At 37.0% G+C, this 25,425-nt stretch carries 19 protein-coding genes, 2 tRNA genes and 1 other RNA gene; 9 read left to right on the plus strand and 13 right to left on the minus strand.

Going from position 1 to position 25,425, the window contains the following annotated elements; genetic code table 11:
- Window positions 1-257 precede the first annotated feature (257 nt).
- The 5 genes from ACIQZ6_RS03835 to ACIQZ6_RS03855 all read right to left on the minus strand — a co-directional run bounded on the left by ACIQZ6_RS03835 (window position 258) and on the right by ACIQZ6_RS03855 (window position 1,899).
- Entirely contained in the window at window positions 258-671 is a 414-nt protein-coding gene (locus ACIQZ6_RS03835; RefSeq protein WP_395808375.1) for a type II toxin-antitoxin system VapC family toxin, read from the minus strand.
- On the minus strand, window positions 668-913 hold the full coding sequence (locus tag ACIQZ6_RS03840) for a DUF6364 family protein (protein WP_395808377.1): 246 nt from the start codon (window positions 911-913) through the stop codon (window positions 668-670). Before ACIQZ6_RS03840 ends, ACIQZ6_RS03835 begins: the two co-directional genes overlap by 4 nt.
- Window positions 914-1,123: 210 nt before the next feature.
- Window positions 1,124-1,209, minus strand: a tRNA-Leu gene (locus tag ACIQZ6_RS03845).
- Window positions 1,210-1,266: 57 nt separating this feature from the next.
- Window positions 1,267-1,342: transfer RNA gene (locus ACIQZ6_RS03850), tRNA-Gly, on the minus strand.
- Window positions 1,343-1,410: 68 nt separating this feature from the next.
- The gene (locus ACIQZ6_RS03855; protein WP_395808378.1) at window positions 1,411-1,899 is read right to left on the minus strand and encodes a regulatory protein RecX; all 489 of its coding nucleotides are present in this window, start codon (window positions 1,897-1,899) and stop codon (window positions 1,411-1,413) included.
- A 59-nt stretch (window positions 1,900-1,958) separates the two neighbouring features.
- Here ACIQZ6_RS03855 and ACIQZ6_RS03860 point away from each other — a divergent pair, with 59 nt between their 5' ends.
- Together ACIQZ6_RS03860 and ACIQZ6_RS03865 are read left to right on the plus strand one after the other, a co-directional pair.
- Entirely contained in the window at window positions 1,959-4,418 is a 2,460-nt protein-coding gene (locus ACIQZ6_RS03860; protein ID WP_395808380.1) for a bifunctional UDP-N-acetylmuramoyl-tripeptide:D-alanyl-D-alanine ligase/alanine racemase, read from the plus strand.
- Window positions 4,411-5,001 (plus strand): DUF502 domain-containing protein, encoded by a 591-nt coding sequence (locus ACIQZ6_RS03865; protein WP_395808382.1) that lies wholly within the window; start codon window positions 4,411-4,413, stop codon window positions 4,999-5,001. Before ACIQZ6_RS03860 ends, ACIQZ6_RS03865 begins: the two co-directional genes overlap by 8 nt.
- Window positions 5,002-5,175: 174 nt before the next feature.
- Here ACIQZ6_RS03865 and ACIQZ6_RS03870 read toward each other — a convergent pair whose 3' ends face one another.
- Both ACIQZ6_RS03870 and ACIQZ6_RS03875 read right to left on the minus strand, forming a co-directional pair.
- Window positions 5,176-6,297 (minus strand): hypothetical protein, encoded by a 1,122-nt coding sequence (locus ACIQZ6_RS03870; RefSeq protein ID WP_395808384.1) that lies wholly within the window; start codon window positions 6,295-6,297, stop codon window positions 5,176-5,178.
- Between the two features lie 64 nt (window positions 6,298-6,361).
- Window positions 6,362-8,413, minus strand: a complete 2,052-nt coding sequence (locus ACIQZ6_RS03875; RefSeq protein ID WP_395808386.1) for an OPT family oligopeptide transporter — start codon at window positions 8,411-8,413, stop codon at window positions 6,362-6,364.
- 100 nt (window positions 8,414-8,513) lie between these two features.
- Here ACIQZ6_RS03875 and ACIQZ6_RS03880 point away from each other — a divergent pair, with 100 nt between their 5' ends.
- Window positions 8,514-8,999, plus strand: coding sequence for a D-glycero-alpha-D-manno-heptose-1,7-bisphosphate 7-phosphatase (locus tag ACIQZ6_RS03880; RefSeq protein ID WP_395808388.1), 486 nt, complete (start codon window positions 8,514-8,516; stop codon window positions 8,997-8,999).
- 602 nt (window positions 9,000-9,601) lie between these two features.
- Here ACIQZ6_RS03880 and fsa read toward each other — a convergent pair.
- The 3 genes from fsa to ffs form a co-directional block, all read right to left on the minus strand.
- Window positions 9,602-10,261 (minus strand): fructose-6-phosphate aldolase, encoded by a 660-nt coding sequence (gene fsa, locus ACIQZ6_RS03885; protein WP_395808389.1) that lies wholly within the window; start codon window positions 10,259-10,261, stop codon window positions 9,602-9,604.
- Window positions 10,262-10,460: 199 nt separating this feature from the next.
- Window positions 10,461-10,751, minus strand: coding sequence for a four helix bundle protein (locus ACIQZ6_RS03890; RefSeq protein ID WP_395808391.1), 291 nt, complete (start codon window positions 10,749-10,751; stop codon window positions 10,461-10,463).
- Between the two features lie 43 nt (window positions 10,752-10,794).
- Window positions 10,795-10,894: signal recognition particle sRNA small type (gene ffs, locus ACIQZ6_RS03895), an RNA gene on the minus strand.
- 216 nt (window positions 10,895-11,110) lie between these two features.
- Here ffs and gltB point away from each other — a divergent pair.
- On the plus strand, window positions 11,111-15,628 hold the full coding sequence (gltB, locus tag ACIQZ6_RS03900) for a glutamate synthase large subunit (RefSeq protein WP_395808393.1): 4,518 nt from the start codon (window positions 11,111-11,113) through the stop codon (window positions 15,626-15,628).
- Between the two features lie 8 nt (window positions 15,629-15,636).
- Window positions 15,637-17,112: a glutamate synthase subunit beta gene (locus tag ACIQZ6_RS03905; RefSeq protein WP_395808395.1), complete on the plus strand. Its 1,476-nt coding sequence runs from the start codon at window positions 15,637-15,639 to the stop codon at window positions 17,110-17,112.
- A 58-nt stretch (window positions 17,113-17,170) separates the two neighbouring features.
- Here the strand turns inward: ACIQZ6_RS03905 and ACIQZ6_RS03910 are convergent, their stop codons facing one another.
- Together ACIQZ6_RS03910 and ACIQZ6_RS03915 are read right to left on the minus strand one after the other, a co-directional pair.
- Window positions 17,171-17,971, minus strand: a complete 801-nt coding sequence (locus tag ACIQZ6_RS03910; RefSeq protein ID WP_395808397.1) for a GNAT family N-acetyltransferase — start codon at window positions 17,969-17,971, stop codon at window positions 17,171-17,173.
- 22 nt (window positions 17,972-17,993) lie between these two features.
- On the minus strand, window positions 17,994-18,530 hold the full coding sequence (locus ACIQZ6_RS03915) for an RNA methyltransferase (protein ID WP_395808399.1): 537 nt from the start codon (window positions 18,528-18,530) through the stop codon (window positions 17,994-17,996).
- 106 nt (window positions 18,531-18,636) lie between these two features.
- On the opposite strand from ACIQZ6_RS03915, the gene ACIQZ6_RS03920 reads away from it, so the two are divergent.
- A complete protein-coding gene (locus ACIQZ6_RS03920) occupies window positions 18,637-19,680 on the plus strand; it encodes an aldose epimerase family protein (RefSeq protein ID WP_395808401.1) in 1,044 nt (347 codons plus the stop codon).
- 3 nt (window positions 19,681-19,683) lie between these two features.
- Here the strand turns inward: ACIQZ6_RS03920 and ACIQZ6_RS03925 are convergent, their stop codons facing one another.
- Window positions 19,684-20,823 carry an MFS transporter gene (locus tag ACIQZ6_RS03925; protein WP_395808403.1) on the minus strand — a complete coding sequence of 380 codons (1,140 nt, stop codon included), beginning with the start codon at window positions 20,821-20,823 and terminating at the stop codon, window positions 19,684-19,686.
- A 299-nt stretch (window positions 20,824-21,122) separates the two neighbouring features.
- Between ACIQZ6_RS03925 and mutS the strand changes: the two genes are divergently transcribed.
- The 3 genes from mutS to ACIQZ6_RS03940 all read left to right on the plus strand — a co-directional run bounded on the left by mutS (window position 21,123) and on the right by ACIQZ6_RS03940 (window position 25,022).
- The gene (gene mutS / locus ACIQZ6_RS03930) at window positions 21,123-23,699 is read left to right on the plus strand and encodes a DNA mismatch repair protein MutS (RefSeq protein WP_395808409.1); all 2,577 of its coding nucleotides are present in this window, start codon (window positions 21,123-21,125) and stop codon (window positions 23,697-23,699) included.
- 251 nt (window positions 23,700-23,950) lie between these two features.
- On the plus strand, window positions 23,951-24,073 hold the full coding sequence (locus ACIQZ6_RS03935; protein WP_395808405.1) for a hypothetical protein: 123 nt from the start codon (window positions 23,951-23,953) through the stop codon (window positions 24,071-24,073).
- Between the two features lie 4 nt (window positions 24,074-24,077).
- Window positions 24,078-25,022 (plus strand): exonuclease domain-containing protein, encoded by a 945-nt coding sequence (locus tag ACIQZ6_RS03940; RefSeq protein WP_395808407.1) that lies wholly within the window; start codon window positions 24,078-24,080, stop codon window positions 25,020-25,022.
- Window positions 25,023-25,425 lie beyond the last annotated feature (403 nt).

Genomic DNA, 25,425 nt, shown 5'->3' on the forward strand with positions numbered 1-25,425 from the left:
TAAAAGTTGCAAGTATTTCTTTAGGGTTGCCACTAAATTATTTATACCCCTGACAAAATCATCATAATCTATTCTAATATAGTCAGATTTGTCTGACAAAGAATCTTGTGTATTTTATAAATTTAAAGTAAAAATAATTAGTCTGTCTATTAAAATTGAGAATTAGTCTGCATCTATCTTTCCAGGATAATCCCCGCAGTTTAAGGATATCAGCAACAGAAAAGAAATTATTTACTTATGAAAGGGGGGTGGCTGAACTATAATTTTAAACACATTTCATCTGGAGTTAAAACTGCAATTTCACTTGTTTTAAAATCCTTTGTATTTCTGGTCACGATGAAATCAATTCCAGTGATTGAAGAAGCACAAAGAATTTGTATGGCGTCTTCAAAATCTTTATGAATGGAGCGTAACCCTTTTTTTAACACATCGAGGTCGACAGGAATCACATCAAGAAATTCCAGTAGATTGGACAGGATATTTCGTAGTTCCTTTTCGTCCACATATTTTTTTAGAAGGTAATGCGCAGTTGCGATTGAATGTGAGGAAGTATAAAGTTGCATTTTGTGCTCCTCAGCACTTTTAAAAATTTCAATTGCATGTTTACTGAATGGCTTCCTGTCTGCTATCAAATCGACCAAAATATTAGTGTCAAGAAAAACTCTGATCATAGTAGGTGTTTCTTTTCAATGGCCGAACGTAATTCTTTATCGTAGTCAAAGTCTGCAGGTAATTGAACCGACCCAACTAACTTTTTAAGTTTGGGAGACATGTCCGAATTACTATCTTCTTCAGTTATTGTTTCAAGATAGTTCTCAATCAATTCAGACAGGCTCCTTCCCGTTTTCTTTGCATATGATTTTGCCCTTTCTATTATTGTCTTTTCTACAGTCAATGTTAACTTGGTTGTCATGATACGTATTTATAAATCAAAGATACGTATTTACAATAGAATTCAAAAATGTATAAAAAACAAAACCGCCTTAGATTTAAATAAGAGCGGTTACTTGTACTCGGAGAGGGTCTCGATAGCTATCGGGACAAACTACAATAATCGCAATAAAAGGGATTCAAAAACCTATAAAAAAAACAAAAGCCCAATACTTTCATATTGGGCTTATTGTACTCGGAGCGGGAATCGAACCCGCACGACCTTTAAGGGTCACAGGATTTTAAGTCCTGCGTGTCTACCAGTTCCACCATCCGAGCAGATGGTTATTTACTATTTCAAACAAAAATTCCCTCTGTGAGGAGGGAGTTTCTTATTGGAGCGAAAGACGAGATTCGAACTCGCGACCCCGACCTTGGCAAGGTCGTGCTCTACCAACTGAGCTACTTTCGCATTTTGGTGAGTGCAAATATATGTAGAAAAGCTATTCTGACAAGTATTTTTTATTTTTTTTATAACAATTAGTCTAACTTATTGTTAATCAGTAAGTCTGCGATTAAGTCTGACTCATATCCCTTGCTTGATGCATAGCGAGTTAAAAGATATCTTTTCTTATAAGGATCCTTTTCGGAAATAGTATTTGTTTTTTTTTGCAAAATTTTCTTTAACATCATCAGATAATCATCATCCTCTATAGATTTCAGCGATTTTATGATCAACTTATCCGTGATTCGCTTCAGTTTTAAACCTTGCCTGATCTTATTTTTACCCCAGCCTTTAATTCTGAATTTTCCAAGTGAATAAGCTAGAGCAAATCGTTCTTCATTCAAAAAATTTAGTTCTATCAGTTCTGATATGATCTCTTCAACATCTTTTTGATGCAAACCCCATTCATAAAGTTTGTTACGAATTTCAAACTGTGATCTTTCCTGATAGGCACAATAACTTTCTGCCTTTACTTTAGCCTGCTCTCGGCTAAATATCTTCGGAATTGATTGTTCATTTTTCAAAGTATTGAAATATCGTAAATATTTGACAGGATTCCTTTAAATTTATTCAAATTTACTTCATGAATCATCTTTCTTATAACGTTCAAGAGTTGACAAAGATTTTGCATGCCAGAGCTTTTATCAGAGATAAGGGATCTGTTATCAGAACATTGTTGACAGATAGTAGAAAGTTGATTGATCCAGCAAAGGCGTTGTTTTTTGCTTTGAAGGCCCGCAGAGATGGCCATAGTTTTATATCAGAGGTTTATAGTCAGGGAGTTAGGAATTTTGTGATCTCAGATCCTGATTTTTCAATTGATCAGTTTACAGATGCTAATTTTTACTTGGTTTTTGACTCATTGATTGCTTTACAAGAATTATCTGCCGCTCATCGTACTAAGTTTGATTACCCTGTAATCGGAATTACCGGAAGTAATGGTAAAACGATTGTTAAAGAATGGCTTTTTCAACTTCTATCGTCTGAAAAAAACATTGTCCGTAGTCCCAAAAGCTTTAATTCACAGATTGGTGTTCCTGTTTCTGTATGGGAAATGAATGAGCTGAATGATTTTGCAGTTTTTGAAGCAGGAATTTCTAGAGCAGGTGAAATGGAAAATTTGGCTCATGTTATTAAACCTACTATTGGCATTTTAACCAATGTTGGCGAGGCACATCAAACTGGTTTTAAATCTGTTGAAGAAAAAATTCACGAGAAGTTAAAGCTATTCGAGCATATAGATCTTTTTATTTACTCAAAAAAATACCTGAGTGAATATCCAGGAAAATTGCCTGGTAAAACTAAATTTACCTGGAGCTTCAATGAAAATGCAGATCTTGAAATCTGCAGAATTGAGGCATTAGGCACTAATTTTCAGATTTTACACGCACTATATTTAGGAGAAAAGGTAAAAGCAGTTATACCCTTCAAAGATCAGGCATCTATTGAGAATGCTGTCATTTGTTGGTCAACCTTGTTGGCAATGGGTTATAAAATCGAAGAAGCTGCCTTAAGGCTTGAAAAGCTTACTCCAATTGGGATGAGGCTTGAATTAAAAAATGGTATAAACAATTGCTCTGTAATTGACGATTCCTATAGCCTTGACTTTTCTTCGCTTGCAATTGCTTTAGATTTTTTAAAGCAGCAAAATCAGCATCCGCGCAGAACATTAATTCTTTCTGATATTCCAGGTCTTGATTCTGAGCTTGTTTATGAAAAAGTAAGTCATCTTCTTGCAAATAAATCAGTGAATCGATTGATTGCTGTTGGCGAAAAAATCAGCAAATATGCATCAATGTTTACTTGCGAGGTGGAACTTTTCAAATCAACTGCAGAGCTCCTTGACCAATTTCACACGTTAAAATTCCAGAATGAAACCATCTTGTTAAAGGGTGCCAGGGCATTTGGATTTGAAAATATCAGTCAGCTTTTAACACAAAAAGTTCATGAAACAGTTCTTGAGATCAATTTGAATGCCTTAGAACATAATCTTAATTACTACAAATCTGAAATTGGCACAGATACTAAGATAATGGCTATGGTAAAGGCTTTTTCATACGGTAGCGGGAGTTTTGAAATTGCAAATTTATTAGAGTTTAATAAGGTAGATTATCTGGCCGTGGCTTATGCCGATGAGGGTGTTTTGTTAAGGAAAGCTGGAACAAGTCTTCCCATAATGGTTATGAGTCCAGATGTGATGGCTTTTGAAACTATTATTAAACATGAATTAGAACCTGAAATTTATTCTCTTCGTGTTTTAAGAGAGTTTGAAGCAGTTTTAAAGAGTAAAAATCTAAAAAATTATCCTGTACATATAAAACTGGATACAGGCATGCATAGATTGGGCTTTTTGCCTGAAGAGCTTGATGAATTGTTATCAGTTATAAATTTGAATAAACTGATGCATGTTCAAAGCGTATTCTCTCATTTAGTTGCCAGCGAAAATCCTGAGCATGATGATTATACATCCTATCAAATAGATCTTTTTATCAAACTATCCGATAAGATTAGAGAAGTACTAGGTTATTCATTTATACTTCATCTGGCAAATTCATCAGCTATTCATCGGTGGCCGCATGCGCGATTCGATATGGTGCGCCTGGGTATTGGATTATATGGTATTGATTCTTCATTCGGCAATAATTCTCCATTACAAACCGTAACTTCGCTGAAAACCAGTATTTCGCAGATTAAAAAGATACCTGCTGGCGATACGGTTGGTTATAGCCGTGAAGGAAAAATGCCAGATGGCGGTACCATAGCTACTGTCAAAATAGGATATGCCGATGGTTATAGTCGAATGATGGGAAATGGAAAGGGTAAAATGCTTGTAAAAGGTAAAATAGTTCCAACCATTGGTAAAATTTGTATGGATATGTGCATGATTGATATTACCGGTATAAACGTAGAAGAAGGAGATGAGGTTATTGTATTTAATGATGTTATCCGTGTTGAAGATATTGCCTCGCAGCTGAACACCATCCCATACGAAGTTTTGACTGGTATTTCGCAGCGAGTAAAACGAATATATTATTATGAATAGAATTGTTAAAGCATTATTTAACTACCTGGTAAGAGGTGCATTGGTTATATTACCTGTTGCTGCCGCCTTGTTTTTTATTTATTGGGCAGTTTCAAAGGTTGATTCTGCACTTAATTTAAGCAATGTGTTCTGGGTTGATCAAGCAGGTAAGCCTATATATATTCCCGGGCTTGGAATTCTTACTGTCATCCTACTGCTAATTGTTGTAGGTATTATAGTTACAAACTTTGTAACAGCCCCTATCAAGAAATGGGTTGGCCGCTGGTTTAATAGATTGCCGGTTTTTAATGTAATTTATACCTCTTTTAAGGATCTTACTGAGGCATTTGTTGGCGATGACAAAAAGTTTAGTGAACCTGTAGTTGTAGAGGTTAATGAAACTGGATTAAAGAAAATAGGTTTTCTGACCCAAAAAGATCTATCTAAAATTGGTTATCCTGGTGATGTAGCAGTTTACTTTCCTTTATCGTATTCTTTTGCTGGGCAGTTATGCCTTGTGAATACTGATCGCGTAAAACCATTGAAAATGAGTGCAAGTGAGGCCATGAAATTTATTGTCTCAGGTGGCGTGAGTCAGTTATAAATGATTAGCTGTTTCAGAAAAACAACTGATTTAATTTAGCTTTAATGAATTAACTCTGTAGTTGATTTCTCTGTTCTTGATATCTGAAATAGAAAAAGGCTCAGTCAATAAAACTGAGCCTTTTTTATTGAATTATATTTTTCTAATTAAGCGCTTTATATTTTTTGATTATGCTTAATTCTGTGGAATCACAAACTGAGGTGCGGTTTTTGTTTTTTGCTTTGCTTTAAAAGTATACTGTATACCCAAATTGATAGCATAATCAGCAAAAGCTGCATCACCATTCCTGAATACTCCTGTAGTTCTTGAATATTCCAAATCTGTATAGCTTTGAGGACGGTTTCTTCGAACAGCAATGGGAAGGCCAAAATTCAATGTCAAATTGTTCTTCATATAAGAATAAACAGGTTCAAGCGATACAATATTACCGGGACGCCTAAAACCAGCACTTCCGCCTATTAAATCATGCACGGGAACACCTTCATAACGCCCACCAATTGAAATATTTGAAATTGCATTTGGTGAATAATTCATGGCAATCCTAGATGAAAATTGATCAGGAACAGATGTAATTGCCTCGTTTTTAAGCAGTACATTTAGTTTTTCTCTGAACGTTCTGGTACCATTTGTTTCTCTTGGGTTTACTAAATAGAAAGCACCCGTTGTGAGATAAAACTTTTCATTTAGTTTTAAATACATTTGAGTTTCTACGATAAGCCCAAGGCCTCCATCTCCTAATTGAATAGATTGATCTACGGGCCGCACTTCAGGATTGCCATTTACACCTACGTTGTAAAAAATATCTGAAGCGTTATAATTACCTGTAGGTAGCTTTAGCGATGATCCAACTTGAATATTCCAAGGCTTTATACCCGGTTCAAGCAGCCATTGCTGAATGCCAAATCGGATATCTCCTAATCCTCTTGAAAATGAATGGTGCCTCTCTGTTCTTCCGTGCTCATACAAAGAGGAGCGGGCATTAATCTGAGTTGGGATTCCAATTGCCAGATTTGTTTTTCCTGATAACCAGTAACTAACAGAATATTCCCAGTTATTGGAATGGTTGATTACCTCTGTTCCACTGGTAATTCGATCTGGCTCTTCATGAGTTCCTCTAAAATGCCTGAATGATTTAAAATAACGATAATTCATTCCAGCCTGAATATCACCTTTCCCAAAGGTATTATGACTCAAATTAGCTGAGCAGGTGCCAAAGTGCCTCACAGCTACGCAACCTTGTCCAAAACTTTGTTGAGTTAAAAAAAGTATGATTAGTACTAGTAGTGTTCTTTTCATAAATAAAATAGAATTTCAAAATATCAAATTTAAAAAAAAAAACATTCCAAATTTTGAATAGGTATTATTTTTTGTTTCTCGTAGCTATTTTATACAATGAAAGTCCCATAATTACAAAGAATACAAATCCCATGATTTGGTATCCGCCAGAACCAAGCATGGCGCTTAAATGCTCTTCCATATTTAGCTTTCCAACGGGAATAGCCGTGGTTTTAAAAGCCATCAAAAAGGCATAAATAACGCCCATTAGGGCTCCGCCAGCAACTAAACCGGTAGCAAAAAGATTTCCTTGCCCAAGTTCATCATCTTCTTCTTTAATTCCCTTTTTCTTGGATCTCATATCTACCAAACCTTTAATTGCCCCACCTGCAAAGATGGGAAGCGTAGTTGATAGTGGTAAATAAGCGCCAACAGCAAATGAAAGTGATTTTACACCACATAATTCAACGGTTATGGCTAAAAACACACCAACAAGCACAAATTGCCAGTCAAGGTTGAATGATAATAATCCTTTGATCAATGTAGCCATTAAGGTTCCTTGTGGAGCAGGATAGGTATCGGTTCCAATGGCATGTTTTATTCCCTGTGCAGCCATTTCTGTGGTAGGCCTGTCAAGTATTGATAAGGTGACACCGATTACTACAGCAGATACAATAGCGCCTACAAATAAGGCAAGCTGCTGATATTTGGGAGTTGCACCCACAATATAACCTGTTTTAAGATCTTGTGATGTGGCTCCAGCATTTGCCGCTGCAATACAAATCATACTTCCAACTACCAATGCCATGGGCTCATAGCTAAGGCCTGTCCATCCAATACTGATAAAAATTAAGCAGGTACCCATTAGCGTGGCAATAGTCATTCCTGATACTGGATTTGATGATGTTCCAATCAAACCTACAATACGACTTGAAACGGTAACAAAGAAAAATCCGAAAATGATCACTAAAACTCCGATAAGTAATTTATTTAAGATTGAATCACCAGGAATTTGAGGTAAAATTGCCATAAGTAATACCAAAGCCAAGCTACCAAAGATTACAATTCTGAAAGACAGATCATTATCGGTCCGATTGATCACTTTTAATTCAGATTTGCTTTTATTCATGGAAGACAAACTTGATTTAAACGAAGATATGATCGTAGGAATAGTTTTTAATAAAGTAATAAATCCACCCGCAGCAACCGCGCCCGCGCCGATCTGTTTTACATAGGCCTGATAGATAGCAATGGCAGTATTTTCAAACACCATATTCAATGGATCGTAATTTCCAGGGCCTCCGGGAGCGTAGACGTTATTCAGATAACCTAGTTTAACTAATTGATAGGCAATGGTTTCGGCTGGAACAAGAGTGGCTAATAATGGAATAAGTCCTAACCAGGCAAGTACCCCACCTGCAACAAGAACTCCTGCTATTTTAGGCCCAATGATATAGCCAACACCTAGGTATTCAGGAGTGATCTCTCCATTAATTGTAGCTGATGGAAAGAATCTGTTCGTTTGCTTTGTTGCCCAAGTAGGTGCTTCAGCTATTAAATGAAATACCTTTTGCAGAATGGCATAACCAAAAGCAAAAGCAAGTCCGTAATACGCTGTTTTTGCAAAATCACCGCCTTTTTCTCCAGCTATTAAGACAGAAGCACAGGCTGTACCTTCTGGGTAAGGCAAACTTTCATGTTCATCAACAATCAATGATTTTCGTAATGGGATCATCATTAATGTGCCTAAAATTCCGCCTAAAGCAGCAAGAAAAAAGATTGGCCAATACGAGAAGAATGATTCACTGTTACTTCCGGCTGATAAAAAAAGAAAACCAGGTAAGGTGAAAACAACTCCGGCAGCAATAGATTCTCCGGCTGAACCAGTGGTTTGTATAATGTTGTTCTCAAGAATGGTTGTTTTAAAAAATTTTCTACCAATTGAAATGGCAAGCACAGCAATTGGGATTGAAGCCGAAACGGTTAGTCCAGCTTTCAATGCCAGATAAACGGTTGCTGCGCCAAATATAACCCCGAAAATGGCTCCTAAAAGAACTGATTTAATGGTAAATTCAGCAACAGAACTACTGGATGGTACATAGGGTTTAAACTCTTTTTTTGTACTTGTTTCAGACATATTGAATTTGATTAGATTTTAACGAGTTAAAGATACTTCTTTTACTGATATTTGAAATTGTAGAAATAATTAATAAAAGCTGGGAAACTTGATTATTAGTATGGAAAAAGCTGTTTTTCTGGATAGGGATGGGGTATTAAATAAGGAATTGGGCGATTATGTGTGTCGTTTTGATGATTTTAAAGTACTTGAACATAATTTTGCAGTTTTAAAGGATTTGCAGGATAGGGGGTACCTATTGATTGTGATTACAAATCAGGGCGGTCTTGCTAAGGGTTGGTATTCAGTAGAAGTTCTTGATCAAATGCATGCTCATTTAAAAAGCACCTATGCTGAACATGGAGTGTTTATTTCTGAGGTATATTACTGTAATCATCATCCCGAGTTTAATGGCAAATGTTTATGTCGTAAGCCGGGATCATTGATGCTTGAAAAAGCAATTGCCCGTTTTAAAATCGATGCTTCCCAATCTTATTTTATTGGCGACCGTGAACGAGATGTTATAGCAGGCCAAGCTGCCGGAGTAACCGGTATTTTGATTGATAGCGACCAGCCGATTGGGGATGTATTGAGTTTAATTATTTAAAACTGTTATTGGTTGTCTGTTATCTGTTATCAGTTATCAGTTGTCTGAAGTATGAGGTCTGAAGTCTGAAGTATGAGGTCTGAGGTAGGAGGTCTGAGATCTTAGACCTGAGGTGGTGCTAAGAAATGAAGCTAAATTATCTCAATACTCACTACTCACTACTCAATACTATTTAGTAGTTACTTGGGTCAGTTCTTAAGTAATCTATATACTCTTTTTTCTGTTTAGCATTGCCTGACAATTTTGACAAACTGGTACCGAGTCTTTACTAGTAACTGTAATTACCTCTATAGCTACAGAATACAAAGGTTTAACATGATGAACATAGTTAAACCCCTTTCAGCTTTCAGCTTTAGGCTTTCCCCTTTCAGCTTTTAGCTTTAGGCTTTTAGCTTTATCCTTATTACTTATAACTTATTACTTTCACCTTTTATCTGTTATCAGTTATCAGTTGTCTGTTATCTGTTATCAGTTGTCTGAAGTGCTCATATGAAATGAAGCTAAATCAGGCTTTTAGCTTTATCCTTATAACTTATTACTTATTACTTATAACTTATAACTTATTACTTATAACTTATTACTTATTACTTTCCCCTTTCCCCTTACTTCCCTGCAGCCTTAGCGTGGTCAGCCAAAAACTGAGCCAATCCGCTGTCGGTCAATGGGTGTTTTGAAAGGGCGATCATGGCAGATAAAGGTCCTGTAATTACATCAGCGCCTATTTTAGCACAGTTGATAATATGCATTGGATGACGAACTGAAGCAGCAAGTATCTGTGTTTCGAATCCATAATTATCATAGATAAGCCGAATATCTTCTATCAAGGTTAAGCCATCAGTTGAAACATCATCTAAACGACCAATAAATGGAGAAACATAAGTTGCACCAACTTTAGCAGCTAGAAGTGCTTGCCCTGAAGAAAATACCAGGGTGCAATTGGTTTTAATACCCTTAGAACTAAAGTATTTTATTGCTTTTATTCCTTCAGTAATCATCGGAACTTTTACTACTATTTTTGGGTCTAGAGCAGCTAGTATTTCGCCCTCTTTTACCATATTTTCAAAGTCGGTGGCAATAACTTCTGCACTCACATCACCATCAACCAAAGCACAGATAGCTTTATAATGATTGATTACATTTTGGTGTCCGGTGATGCCTTCTTTTGCCATCAGGCTAGGATTGGTGGTTACTCCATCTAAAATACCGAGTGCCTGGGCTTCTTTGATCTGGGCAAGGTTTGCGGTGTCTATGAAAAATTTCATTTTTCTAATTTGTTAATTTGTCTATTTGTTAATTTATCAATTGGATTCCGAATACCAATCATGATTATTTCATTTCCTAAACTTCAGGTTAAATTTATAAATTTATTGATTTGTCAACTTGTTTATTTGCTACTTGGTTCTTTGTTGTGGCAATTATTTTTGTTATTATTTTTTGAATGATCTTTAAATCATCTAATAATTATTGAATAAGCCGATCTTTTACTATTTCATTTGCCAATAAAAGCCAATATTCTGTTTCATCGGCTTCCTTTGCCGCTATCTTAAATTTATGTATAAAATCGGCTTTGCTTTCTGCACTCTGAGCCTCTCTGGTATTTGCACCAATCGACATTCCCGATCGCAATAATTGATTTGCTAAAACAAACTGTTTTAGATCCTGTAAGGTTGGTGAAAATTTAAGAATCTTAACGGAAAATTGAAATGTCTTTTCTACTATAATATTATCCTGAAGAGGGATTTTTGTAGTCATTGACAAATCGACAAATTATCTAATCGACAAATTAAAGAAAAAAAATGGGCAAGCACCTTTTATCGCACCGCTACAACCTTCTACCCTTGCTGCGTTCCCACCCTGGGGGAGTTCAAAGGGAGCTGGTCGTAAAAGACTTGCCCGTCACAAAAGTAAAAAAAAAAAGGAATTATTGACCTTAAGGCATAAACATGATGCATGAAATAGCATTATGGCAACAATTCTTGCAATAAATTACAAATATTCTAATTTTGTTAATGTAAAATGATATTTTTTGATTGAATGATAAAAATCATTGTAAATTAAGTAATGATATCGCTTTTTGTTATTTTAGTGAGCTTATAAATTTTAATTTTTTGATGACAAATACTGACAGCCAAACACAAGGTTTATACAACTCTTCAATGGAGCACGATGCCTGTGGAGTTGGTTTTATTGCAAATATTAAGGGAAAGAAATCACATCAAATAGTGAGTGATGCCCTTACTATTTTAGAAAACATGGAACACCGCGGCGCATGCGGTTGTGATCCGGATTCAGGTGATGGGGCAGGGATATTAATTCAGATCCCTCATGATTTTTTTAAACAAGAAGCTCAAAAGCTTAATATCAATCTCGATAAAGCTGGTAGTTACGGCGTAGGAATGATATTTCTGCCAAAAAAGTCAACAATTAAGGAGGCTTGCCGCAAGGCAATTGGCAAGGCGGCAGAAAAGCTAGGATTAACAATACTGGGATACCGTAAGGTTCCAGTTAATATGGGTATTATCGGTGAAGCTGCTTTTTCTTCTGAGCCGGATATCGAGCAGGTTTTTATAGCTAAACCTACAAATATTCATAGTGCTGAAGATTTTGAGCGAAAATTATATGTACTAAAAAACTATTTAACTAAATTAATAAGAGAAACTGTAATAGGGGCAGAGCAGCAATTTTATATTGTTTCATTATCCCAAAATGTCATCATTTACAAAGGAGAGTTTACCAGTAGTCAGGTTCGAATCTATTTTCCTGATTTGAATGAGGCTAAATTGACTTCTGCTTTTGGTATGATCCATTCACGTTTTTCTACCAATACTTTTCCATCTTGGCGTCTTGCACAACCCTTCAGGTTTATTGCCCATAATGGCGAAATAAATACGCTAAAGGGTAATTTGAACTGGTTTTACTCTGGTATTCGCTCTTTTGCATCTCCATTTTTCTCTAAAGATGAGATGGATATGCTTTTGCCAGTTATTGATAATAATCAATCAGATTCTGCCTGTCTTGACAATGTGATTGAATTACTTTTTCATTGCGGACGTTCATTGCCCCACGTTATGATGATGCTTATCCCTGAAGCATGGGATGGCAACGAGCAAATGGATCCTGCTACAAAGGCATTTTATGAATACCATGCAACATTAATTGAACCATGGGATGGACCAGCAGCCATTGCATTTACTGATGGTCACTTAATTGGTGCTACACTTGACCGTAACGGGCTTCGTCCACAGCGTTTTGTGATTACCAGTGATGATCAGATCATTGTTGCTTCAGAAGCAGGTGTTTTACCTGTAGATGAGTCAAAAGTAATTAAGAAAGGTCGTTTACAGCCAGGCAAAATGTTAGTTGTAGATACTGTTAAAGGTGAAATTATTGAAGATGATGAAATAAAGAAGGAAATTACTTCTCAGCAGCCTTATGGTACTTGGCTTGATACTTATAAAATCAAACTAGAAGATCTTGATGAGCCTAGAGTTGCCTTTACACTATTATCTAATGAATCAACGTTTAAGTATCAACAGGTATTTGGTTACTCCCGAGAGGATATTGAAACCCTAATTATGCCGATGGCACTTACTGGCAAGGAAGCAATTGGTTCTATGGGTACTGATACTCCATTGGCAGTTTTTTCTGACCGGCCTCAACACCTTGCAAATTACTTTAAGCAGTTGTTTGCACAGGTAACTAATCCGCCAATTGACCCAATACGAGAGCGATTGGTCATGAGTCTTGCCGGATTTATGGGGAATAATGGTAATATGCTTGATGAAGATGAAATGCACTGTCATTGTGTGGCTTTACCTCACCCTGTATTAAGCAATACGGAGCTCGAAAAGATTAGAAGTATTGATACCGGATCTTTTCAGGCCAAAACATTGCAAACTTATTTTAAAGCTGACGGACAATCAGGTTCTTTGCAAAGAGGTTTAGAACGATTATGTAGATATGCTGAAGATGCCGTTCATGATGGTTTTGAGGTATTGATTCTTTCAGATCGTGCAATTGACTCTGAGCATGCACCGATTCCTTCATTGCTTGCTGTTTCAGCGGTACATCATCACCTGATCAAAAAAGGTCTTCGTGGTGCCGTAGGAATCATGGTTGAAGCAGGTGATGTTTGGGAAGTTCACCATTTTGCATGCCTTATTGCTTTCGGTGCAACTGCTGTTAACCCATATCTTGCACGTGCAACTATCCGTAAACTAAAAACTGATGAGAAGCTAGATACTCAATTAGATTTGAAGGATTTATATAAAAACTATACTAAATCTATTAACGATGGGCTTTTAAAGATATTTTCTAAAATGGGAATATCTACACTTCAGTCTTACCATGGAGCTCAGATTTTTGAGATCATTGGATTGAATCAGGATGTAATTGAAAACTATTTCACAGGAGCCGTTTCACGTATCAGTGGTATGGGGCTTGACGATCTAGCTGAAGAAGCATTGCGCAAACATTACCAGGGTTTTAGACGCACAGGCGTAGAAGCCAAATTGCTACCAGAGGGTGGTGTATATCAATGGAAAAGAAAGGGTGAGGCTCATCTTTTTAATCCGGAAACTATTCATTTATTGCAGAATTCAACCAGAACCAATAATTACGAAGTGTATAAGAAATATGCACAGCATATTAATAAGCAAACTGATTCCTTATATACTATTCGTGGTTTACTTGACTTTGCACATCACCGTCAGCCGGTTCCTCTTGATGAAGTTGAACCTGTAGAAACTATCCTTAAGCGATTTGCAACCGGTGCGATGTCATTCGGATCAATATCACATGAAGCGCACAGCACTCTTGCAATTGCAATGAATAGTATTGGCGCAAAAAGTAATACGGGCGAAGGTGGAGAGGATGAATTGAGATATGAGACTTTGGCAGATGGAGGTTCAATGCGTTCAGCAATTAAGCAGATTGCATCTGGTCGGTTTGGCGTAACCGCTAACTACCTGACCAACGCAGATGAATTACAGATAAAAATGGCTCAGGGTGCTAAACCTGGCGAAGGTGGTCAATTACCAGGAGATAAAGTGGATGAATGGATCGCTAAAGTTCGTCATGCAACTCCAGGTGTAGGATTAATCTCACCTCCACCACATCATGATATTTATTCAATTGAAGATCTTGCTCAGCTGATTTTTGACTTAAAAAATGCCAATCGTGCAGCTAGAATAAGCGTAAAACTGGTATCTAAAGCAGGTGTAGGAACAATTGCAGCTGGTGTGGCCAAAGCACATGCTGATGTAATTCTTATAGCCGGCTATGATGGTGGAACAGGAGCTTCTCCATTAACATCTATCAAGCATGCTGGTTTGCCTTGGGAACTTGGACTTGCCGAGGCTCAGCAAACTTTAGTTAAGAATAAATTAAGAAGCCGGGTTGTACTTCAAACCGACGGACAATTAAAAACTGGTAAAGATATTGCCATTGCTACCCTTTTGGGTGCAGAAGAATGGGGTGTTGCTACTGCAGCTCTGGTTGCTGGTGGTTGCATCATGATGCGTAAATGTCATCTAAATACTTGTCCTGTTGGTGTTGCAACTCAGGATCCAGAGTTAAGGAAATTATTTTCTGGTAAGCCCGAACACATCGTTAATCTATTCAGATTCATTGCCGAAGAATTACGTGAGATCATGGCTGAACTAGGATTCAGAACCATTAATGATATGGTTGGAAGGGTCCAGTTTCTTAAAATGCGTGATGATGTAGATCATTGGAAAGTTAAAAATATTGATCTTTCATCTATTTTATACGCTATGGATAATCCATCGGGTATGACCCTCTATAATAGTGAAAATCAGGATCATAATTTAGATCATATACTGGATTGGAAACTATTGGAACAGGCTCAAAATGCCATAGATACAAAAGAACCTGTATTTGCAGATTTTGATATAAAAAATACAGATCGAACTACTGGTACATTGCTATCTAATGAGATTACTAAGAAATATCAGTCTGCAGGCTTACCTCAAAATACGATAAATTATAAATTTACGGGTTCTGCAGGTCAGAGTTTTGGCGCCTTCTGTACTAAGGGTATTTCCTTTGAATTGACGGGTGAGGCTAATGATTATGTTGGTAAGGGTCTTTCAGGTGCTCAATTGGCTATTTATCCTTCTGTAAAGAGTAAGGTTTTATCACAGGATAATATCATTATCGGTAATGTGGCACTTTATGGCGCAACTTCGGGTGAATTATTTGTCAGAGGTCAAGCAGGAGAGCGTTTTGCAGTTAGAAATTCAGGTGCAATTGCAGTAGTTGAAGGAGTCGGTGATCATGGCTGCGAATACATGACTGGAGGAAGAGCCCTAATACTGGGTAAAACAGGACGGAACTTTGCTGCTGGAATGAGTGGAGGTATTGCCTGGGTTTATGATACCGATAACTCATTTTTGAGTAATTGTAATACCGAAATGGTGGAATTGGATCCACTTACTCCAAAAGATGAAGAAGAGATCTTGATTTTGCTCAAAAAACACTTCAAGCTTACCCAAAGCCAGGTAGCTAAATATATTATTGATGATTGGAAAAATGCTTCTGCATCATTTATAAAAGTGTTTCCTTCAGAATACAAAAAGGTTTTACAGCAACAACAATTACAACAATAAGCAGGATAATGGGAAAAGTTACAGGATTTAAAGAGTATGACAGGGAGCTTCCTAATAAAATTGCCCCTGCAGAGCGATTAGAAAATTACAATGAATTTGTTCAGGAATATGAGCCTGAAAAATTAAATGAGCAAGCAGCCAGATGCATGAATTGCGGAATTCCTTTTTGTCATTCAGGCTGTCCGCTTGGCAATGTTATTCCTGAGTTTAATGATGCAGTTTATCAGGGTAAATGGGAAGAAGCCTATCTTATTCTTTCTTCTACTAATAATTTCCCTGAATTTACAGGTCGTATTTGTCCGGCACCTTGCGAGGCTGCCTGCGTTCTTGGAATCAATAAACCCGCAGTAGCTATTGAGGAAATTGAAAGACATATTATTGAAATTGCGTTTTCTAAAGGTTTTGTGAAGCCGAATGCACCCATTTCAAGGTCGGGTAAGAACGTAGCTATCATAGGTTCAGGCCCTGCAGGATTAGCTGCAGCAGCACAAATGAACAAAGCTGGTCATACGGTAATTGTTTATGAACGAGATGATCGTCCGGGAGGTTTATTGCGTTATGGAATTCCTGATTTTAAACTTGAAAAATCAGTGATTGATCGTCGTTTGGAGGTAATGGAGCAGGAAGGCATCAAGTTTATATGTAATACTGAAATTGGTGTCAAAGATGATATGAAATCCTTTATTAACAAACATGACGCTGTAATTATGGCTACGGGATCTACTATTCCTCGTAATTTAACTATTCCAGGCCGTGATTTTAAAGGGATTCATTTTGCAATGGACTTCTTAAAGCAACAGAATAAAAATGTAAGTAATGCTGCAATACCTGGTGAGCGTATTCTTGCTACAGGCAAGGATGTAGTGGTAATCGGTGGTGGTGACACGGGATCTGATTGTGTTGGAACCTCGAATAGGCAACATGCAAATTCAGTGAAACAGTTTGAGCTAATGGTACAGCCACCGGCACAACGCAACGAGAATATGCCATGGCCAACCTATCCAATGATTCTAAAAACAACAAGCTCGCATGAAGAAGGATGTGAACGGTTCTGGGGTATCAATACCAAAGAGTTTTTGGGGGATAATAAAGGTGAATTAAGGGCAATTCTTGTTTCTGATGTAAGTTGGGAACTTGATTCTTTAGGACGTCCGGTAAAGTTCAACGAAGTAGAAGGTTCAGAACGAGAAATTCCTTGCCAGTTGATATTATTAGCTATGGGTTTCCTGCATCCGCAGTATGAGGGGCTTGTTCAAAATTCAGGCCTTGAACTTGATGCCAGAGGGAACGTTAAAGCAGTTGAAGGTCAATACCAAACTAATATTCAAAAAGTTTTTGCAGCAGGTGATATGAGACGTGGTCAATCATTAGTAGTTTGGGCTATTTCTGAAGGTAGGGAAGCTGCACGTAAAGCAGATGAGTTTTTGATGGGTCGAACCAATTTGCCAAGCAAAGATCGTATCAATGAATATGTGAATTTATAATTTATACTAATTATTGGCACCCTGCTTTAATCCAGAATAGACAAAGGCAGGGTGTTTTTTATCCGATTCCACCGCTTATTCTATTGTAATTATATTCACCAGAATACTCTCGCTTTATACCTAAGATCATCTTCCTAGAAGTTCTCGTTTTTTGATAATTATTCTGTTGCAAAAAATATATACCACTTTGATTCTCAATCGGAAACCTGAACTTATTATTCACGCGCATTCTCAATTTCATAAGCTCTGTGCCTGCTTCAGGATCATTTGCAATAATGGCCTTTTCAAAAAAATGAGGGAAATAAACTCCGCAAACAATCCCATCTTTTAAATAGATGAGCGATGATTTAAAATGATCATGCAAAATTAAACCACGGTTCTCGCCTGAGGTTTGTTTATCGAGCTGTAAAATTGCATCACGAAATTTTTCTTGAAAAGGGATAACAGCTGCTGGATTGTTAAGATTTTGATTGATAAGATCACCATCGAGATGTATGTATTCGGCTTCAACTTCAAAACCAATTTTTTTGTAAACAGGATATCCCATATCTGTAGCATCCAGGTAAACAGTTTTTATCTTTTCTGAATCTAATCGGTTTATAAGAGCCTCAGTCAATGCTAGTCCGAGTCCATTATTCCTAAAATCAGGATGAACAATTACATGAGCAAGCCAAGCAGTATCAGGATGCCTAATGGTTGTACCAACTGCCGCAATTTTATTATCGACAGATATTTTAATAGGATCGCATGATGGAGAGGAAATATAATAATAAAAATAGGGCCTGATATCTTCCCAACCAGGAGGTTGAAGTTCATTTAAAAGATCAATATCCTGATTTTGAATTCTTTCTGTTATCATTATTTTTTAACACCAGTATATATCAACTGTTTAGCTTCAATTTAGCAAAAAAGTCCCAAAGCACAATTCCGGCCGATACCACAATATTAAAAGAATGCTTAGTGCCAAATTGTGGAATCTCTATGCAGGTATCAATCAAATTCATGGCTTCATTGCTTACACCATTTACTTCATTGCCAAAAATAAGTGCATATTTCATAGAATTATCTGGAATATAATTATTCAGCATGATGCTGTTTTCTGCCTGTTCTATGGCAATGATGGTGTATCCCTCCAATTTTAACTCATTTATTGTATCACAAACGTTTGCTGAATACGCCCATTCCATTGATTGAGTAGCTCCAAGTGCTGTTTTTTCAATATCTCGATGCGGTGGTTGAGCAGTAATTCCGCACAAATAAATCTTTTCAATGGCGAAACCATCTGAAGTACGAAAGATCGAACCGATATTATGCATACTTCGTACATTATCAAGAATTACAACAAGGGGTAGTTTTTCCTGCTTTTTAAAGGCATCAATACCTACACGGCCAAGTTCATCTGTTTTTAATTTTCGCATGTTCAAAAATAGCTTGTTCAAATTGAAAGAGCTATATGTTTTATTCAAGTTTTTGCAGTATTTTAAACCATTCGATTAAATTTTGTTTAAATACTAAATCTAGATCATGAAGATAGTACAGTCTGAGGCTTTGTTTAAGCATAAGGGGCATGATGTTTTTCTTTTTACACTTAGAAACAAAGCTGGCCTTGAGGTTTGCATCAGCAATTTAGGAACTATTATACAGTCGTTTAAAGTCCCAGACCGAGATGGAAATGTACTAGATATCGTTCTTGGTTTTGATACGATGGAACACTATTTATCTTCCGAATACTTGAATAATAACTCTTACCTAGGCGCTATTGTTGGAAGATACGCAAACAGGGTAGGTAATGCATCGATAGTAATTGACGGTCAGAGATATCAATTATCACCCAATAGGCCTCCTCATCAAATACATGGTGGTTTTGAAGGATTTGAGAATAAGGTATGGCAAATTAAAAATTCAGACCAACTTTCTGAGGGGAAGCTTAAAATGTCATACCTAAGCAAAGACAATGAAGAAGGTTACCCCGGAAATTTGGAGGTATCGGTCTGCTTTTCTTTGAATGATGATAATGAATTGATGATCGAAACAGAGGCGGAAACAGATAAGCCAACAGCTATTAATTTGACGCATCACGACTACTTTAATCTCAATGGATCTGGTAGAATAGACGATCATATTGTTCAAATACCATCCGGATTATATCTTGGTCAGTATTCAGATAATCTGGCTAATGGCGAAATACTTTCAGTTAATGGAACAAAATATGATTTTAATAGTTCAAAGCAGATTAATAAGGATTGGGACCCTGTTTCAGGATACGATCAATCATTTGTTTTAGATAAAGAATATGGTGCTTACGGTATGGCGGCTACAGCATATTCTGAAAAAAGTGGAATTCAATTAGAGGTTTTTACAGATGAACCAACTGTTCATTTTTATTCAGGAATGCATCTTGGAATTACAAATGCTAAAAATGGACAGTTCTATGAGCCATTTTCAGGATTTTGTTTCGAGACACAGCATCATTGTAATGCTATAAATATCCCTGAATTTCCTTCAACGCTACTTCGTCCCGGTCAGGTTTACAGACATAAAACAAGTTATTGCATTACTAGTCGATAGAGTTTAATTGGATCTTGTTTTCTTCTGATTTAAATGGTTTAAGGTAAAGAACCCTAATGATGAAAGTATACAAATACCGCATATAGACCACCATAACAAAGAATAACCACCGTGCCTTATTAATAAGGCACCATAGATCGGACCTATGATCTGGGCTATCGACCAAGATATAGTATATAGTGCTGCGTATTCTCCACGGTTATTTGAATTTGATCTGCTGGTCCAGAAGGTATTCATAAATGGCATAGAGAACATCTCTCCCAATGAAATGAATAAGATCGAAATTACAGCTGCAAAGGCCATTGCAGGAAGAATATTTAATAATGAAAATGCAAATCCGGTAATCATAATCCCAATACCTACAAAAAATAAGGGTGGTTTTTTTCCATCAATTCTGCTGATGAGCAGCATTTCTACCCCAACAATTAGTAGTCCGTTCATTGCCATTAAGCCACCTATAAATTGCTCGCTTAAATGCCATTCAGATTTTAAAAATACGGGTTGGAGGGTAAAGAGCTGAAAAAAACAGGAAGCAAATAGTGTACTTAGAATAATAAAAGTGAGGTATAATTTATCACGGTAAGCAGAAGCTAAAACTGGCTTATCATGTCCTTTTAAATTAATTTTAGCTTTTTTCACAGCGGGTAATAATTTTATCAGAATCAATGCAGCAAGTAGATTAGTTAATCCATCTACAAAGAAAAGCAAATGGTAGTCTATGGATGCAATAAAACCTCCCATAGCTCCACCAAATGACCAACCAAGATTGATAGCCATCCGATTTAAGGAATAGGAGCGGGTTCGCGTTTTTTCTGTGCTATAATGTGCAACAGCCGATGAATTTGCAGGCCTGAATCCTTCATTGCACATACTTAGAATAAATGTTCCAATTGCTAAACTTAGAAATGTTTCCAAGAAGCTGAGTGCCATGAACATAAAGCCTCCACTGATTAATGCGCCGACCTGCAAATAGTAAAAACCGACTTTGTCTGTGATCTTTCCACCAATAAATGCACCAAATACAGAACCAAGACCAAAAAGAGCCATAATCATTCCAGCTTCAACAATGCTGAAGTTTAATTTCTGGGTACAATAAATGGTAAGAAATGGAACCACCATGGTACCGCTGCGATTAATTAGCATGACCAACGAAAGGTACCAGCTCTCTTTACTTAGTCCGGAGAAGGCTTTTTTGTATATATTGAGGGTGTTTGATAGCACAATTCAAAGATAGACGAATGGAGGTTTAGATCATCATAATCTTATAATTTAGATCAAATGGTGATTTAAAATTTTCATTCTCGACTGTAATTATTTCACAAAAATTTCCCACCATTAAACAGTTTTCCACAAATCTTCCAAAACCTTAACAATCCATTAACTTTATCTTTTAAATAATTAGTGATTTGTCGAAAAAGACCGAACAGAAGGAAACTCCCTTAATGCTACAATACAATACGATCAAGGCTAAATACCCTGGTGCAATGCTATTGTTTCGCGTAGGTGATTTTTATGAAACTTTTGGGCAGGATGCAGTAAAGGCTTCTGGAATCCTTGGGATTATTCTGACCAAGCGTGGGAATGGCTCCGGAACACATACCGAGCTGGCAGGTTTTCCACATCATTCTTTGGATACTTATTTACCTAAATTAGTTAGAGCGGGTCAACGAGTAGCCATTTGCGACCAGCTAGAGGATCCTAAAACAACCAAAACGATTGTAAAACGCGGAGTAACAGAACTGATTACTCCAGGAGTTTCGTACAGCGACAACATCATACAGCAGAATACCAATAATTACTTGGCTTCACTCTATTTTGAGAAGAATTCATTGGGTATCGCATTCATCGATATTTCAACCGGCGAATTTTTAGTAGCCCAGGGCAATCCCGATTATATTGATAAGCTTCTTCAAAGTTTCAAGCCCAGTGAAGTAATTTTTCAGAAAAGTAGGCAGCGTGATTTTGTTGAAACATTTGGAGATCGTTTTTACACCTACCACCTTGATGATTGGGCTTATGGTGGTGATTATGCCACTGAAATTCTACTAAAACATTTTGAAGTTAATTCTTTGAAAGGGTTTGGTATTGAGAAATTACCCTTGGCTATCACAGCGGCAGGTGTTGCTTTGCATTATCTGAATGAAACGGAACATCGTAACCTTCAGCATATATCTTCTGTTTCAAGAATAGAAGAAGATCGTTATATGTGGCTTGACCGTTTTACGATTCGAAATTTAGAATTAATTGGTTCTGCCAATGAAAATGCCGTCAGTTTAGTTGATGTTTTGGATAAGACCTGTTCACCTATGGGTGCTCGATTGCTTCGGCGATGGATTATTATGCCGCTTAAGGGACGAAAACCTATTCAAGAGCGCCTAGATGTGGTTGAGTTTCTGGTCAATAACGAAGAACTACGTGAAAGTTTGCTTAGTGAATTGAAACAGATCGGTGATTTGGAAAGGCTGATCTCAAAAATTGGGCTTCAAAAGGCCAATCCTAGAGAAGTAATGCAGTTGAAACGTGCATTATATGCCATATTTAATTTGAAAGAACTTTGCCAGAGTTCAGAAAACTATGCCTTAAAAACTATAGCTGAGCAGTTGAATCCTTGTATTTTGATTCGTGATCGAATTGAGCGGGAATTAAATCCGGATCCTCCGGTTATGCTAATTAAGGGTAGTGTTATTGCTGATGGTGTTGATGAAGAACTTGACCGATTACGGAAAATCGCTTTTGGCGGTAAAGGATATTTACTTGAAATACAGAAGCGGGAAGCAGAGATTACTGGTATTCCATCTCTTAAAGTTGCTTTTAACAATGTGTTCGGATATTATTTGGAAGTTACTCATACTCACAAAGATAAAGTTCCGGTAGAATGGCTCAGGAAACAAACTCTGGTCAATGCTGAACGATATATAACGCCAGAATTAAAAGAATATGAAGAACAGATTCTAGGTGCAGAAGAAAAGATTCAGGTATTGGAAACCCGCTTATATCATGAGTTGACCCATGCACTTTCAGAATTCATCAAGCCAATACAGCTGAATGCTCAATTAGTAGCCCAGTTAGATGTGCTATTAAATTTCTCAAATCTTGCCATCAAAAATTATTATGTCAAGCCTATTATTGATGACAGTACGATTATTGATATCAAAGGTGGCAGACACCCGGTTATAGAAAAGCATCTTCCTGTTGGTGAAGAATACATTACAAATGATGTCTTTTTGGATAACGATAGTCAGCAGATCATCATTATTACCGGCCCCAATATGTCGGGTAAGTCGGCCTTGTTAAGACAAACCGGACTGATTGTTCTGATGGCGCAAATGGGATGTTTTGTGCCTGCAAAGGAGGCTCAAATTGGGATTGTTGATAAAATATTTACCCGTGTCGGTGCTTCTGATAACTTGACTACTGGTGAGTCAACCTTTATGGTTGAAATGAATGAGACGGCCAGTATTTTGAATAATTTATCACCCAGAAGCCTAATTCTGATGGATGAAATAGGTCGAGGAACCAGTACCTATGATGGGATCTCAATTGCCTGGTCTATTGCTGAATATCTTCATAATCACCCTACAGCCCAGGCAAAAACCCTATTTGCAACGCATTACCATGAGTTAAATGAATTAACAAATTCATTCAATAGAATTAAGAATTTTAATGTTTCTGTCAAAGAGCTTGGTAACAAGGTTATTTTCCTTCGTAAGCTGGTACCCGGTGGGAGTGAGCATAGTTTTGGAATTCATGTTGCAAAAATGGCCGGAATGCCTCAGAAATTGGTTAACCGGGCAAATGAAATCCTGAAACGCCTAGAGCAGGAAAGAACCGGAGGCGAAGATATTAAGGATAGTCTCAAAAAAGTTCAGAAACAGGCCTACCAGTTACAGATGTTCTCAATCGATGATCCGGTATTGGTTAAAATCAGGGATATGTTAAACAACCTGGATGTGAATACGCTTACACCCGTTGAGGCATTAATGAAGTTGGATGAGATACAGCGGGTTTTGAAGGCTTAGTAGTGAGTAGAGAGTATTGAGTATTGGGTATTGAGTATAGCGTATTGAGATAGATTCTGCTTCATATCATAATAGTGCCTCAGACCTCAGACCTCTTACCTCATACCTCATACCTCAGATAACTGACAACTGACAACAGATAACCGACAACAGATAACTGACAACAGACATTACTAACCAACTCTCAATAGATTCATGTTTTCTGTTTTTAAATCACTAATTTTAAATTATAATTAATCCCCCAGATTTTTATGAGCAAAGAGAAAGGCGACTATACATTCTGGATGAAATATAAACGCTTTGCCAGCACAGAAATACTAATGTACCTCATCATGGTCATAGGAATTCTAGCGGGTATCCTAATCTTTAGTTAATCGCATGAAATTAAATCTGAAACGCCCCCTTGCTTTTTTTGATCTTGAAACTACCGGTGTAAATGTTGCATCAGATCGGATCGTTGAAATTTCTATCCTGAAGGCAATGCCCGATGGTACAGAAGATGTAAAAACGATGCGTATCAATCCCGGAATTCCAATTCCGCTTGAGTCATCCCTAATTCATGGAATATATGATGAGGATATTAAAAATGCTCAAACATTTAAACAAGCAGGTGAGGAGTTAGCCAGATTTTTAGATGATTGTGACCTTGCGGGTTATAATTCAAATCGCTTTGATATTCCGGTATTAATGGAAGAATTTTTGCGTGCAGGTATTGATTTTGATATAGATAACAGACATTTTGTGGATGTACAGAATATTTTTCACCAAATGGAACAGCGCACCTTAAAGGCAGCTTATTTGTTCTATTGTGGCAAGAATATTGAGAATGCCCACTCTGCTGAAGCAGATATCAAGGCTACCTATGAGGTTTTGAAAGCACAGATCGAGAAGTATCAAAATCAAGACTGGGAAGATAAAAAAGGTATAGTCACTAAACCTGTTCAGAACAATATAGAAGCACTTCATAAATTCACAAACCTTAATAATCCAGTAGATTTTGCCTCCAGAATGGTTTATAATGAGGAAGGTGTAGAGGTAATCAATTTTGGTAAACATAAAGGAAGGGCTGTTGAGGATGTTTTTCAATCAGAGCCAAGTTATTATAATTGGATGCAGAATGGTGATTTTCCATTGTATACAAAAAAATGTTTGGAGAAGATATGGAACCGCATGAATGCTAAAAAAGAGCAATTGCGCAATGAAAGACAAGCTGCTACTACCGCTTCCAAACCAGAGCCTGTTAATTCTCAAAAACCTAAAGAAGATGCTAAGCCTATAAATACAGATATGCTGGAGCAGCTAAAAATGAAATTTGGAAAGTAATATCCAGTTATCGGTTATCAGTTATCAGTTATCAGTTAATAATAAAGGTAAGTTAGACAGATGACAGGTGAAAGATATAAGGTAAGCAATTTTGGGTATTGACTCAATAGCCATAAGGTAAACAGTTAAGGTACGTTAGCCAGACAACAGACAACAGACAACAGACAACAGACAACAGACAACAGATAAAAGGTGAAAGCGAAAAGGTAATAAGTAATAAGTAATAAGTAATAAGTTATAAGGATAAAGCTAAAAGCCTGATTTAGCTTCATTTCATATGAGCACTTCAGACAACAGATAACTGATAACAGATAACAGATAAAAGGTGAAAGCGAAAAAGTAATAAGTAATAAGTAATAAGTAATAAGTAATAAGTTATAAGGATAAAGCTAAAAGCCTGATT

Origin of the sequence: Daejeonella sp. (genome assembly GCF_044348475.1) — a bacterium.
Classification (GTDB): Bacteria; Bacteroidota; Bacteroidia; order Sphingobacteriales; family Sphingobacteriaceae; genus Daejeonella.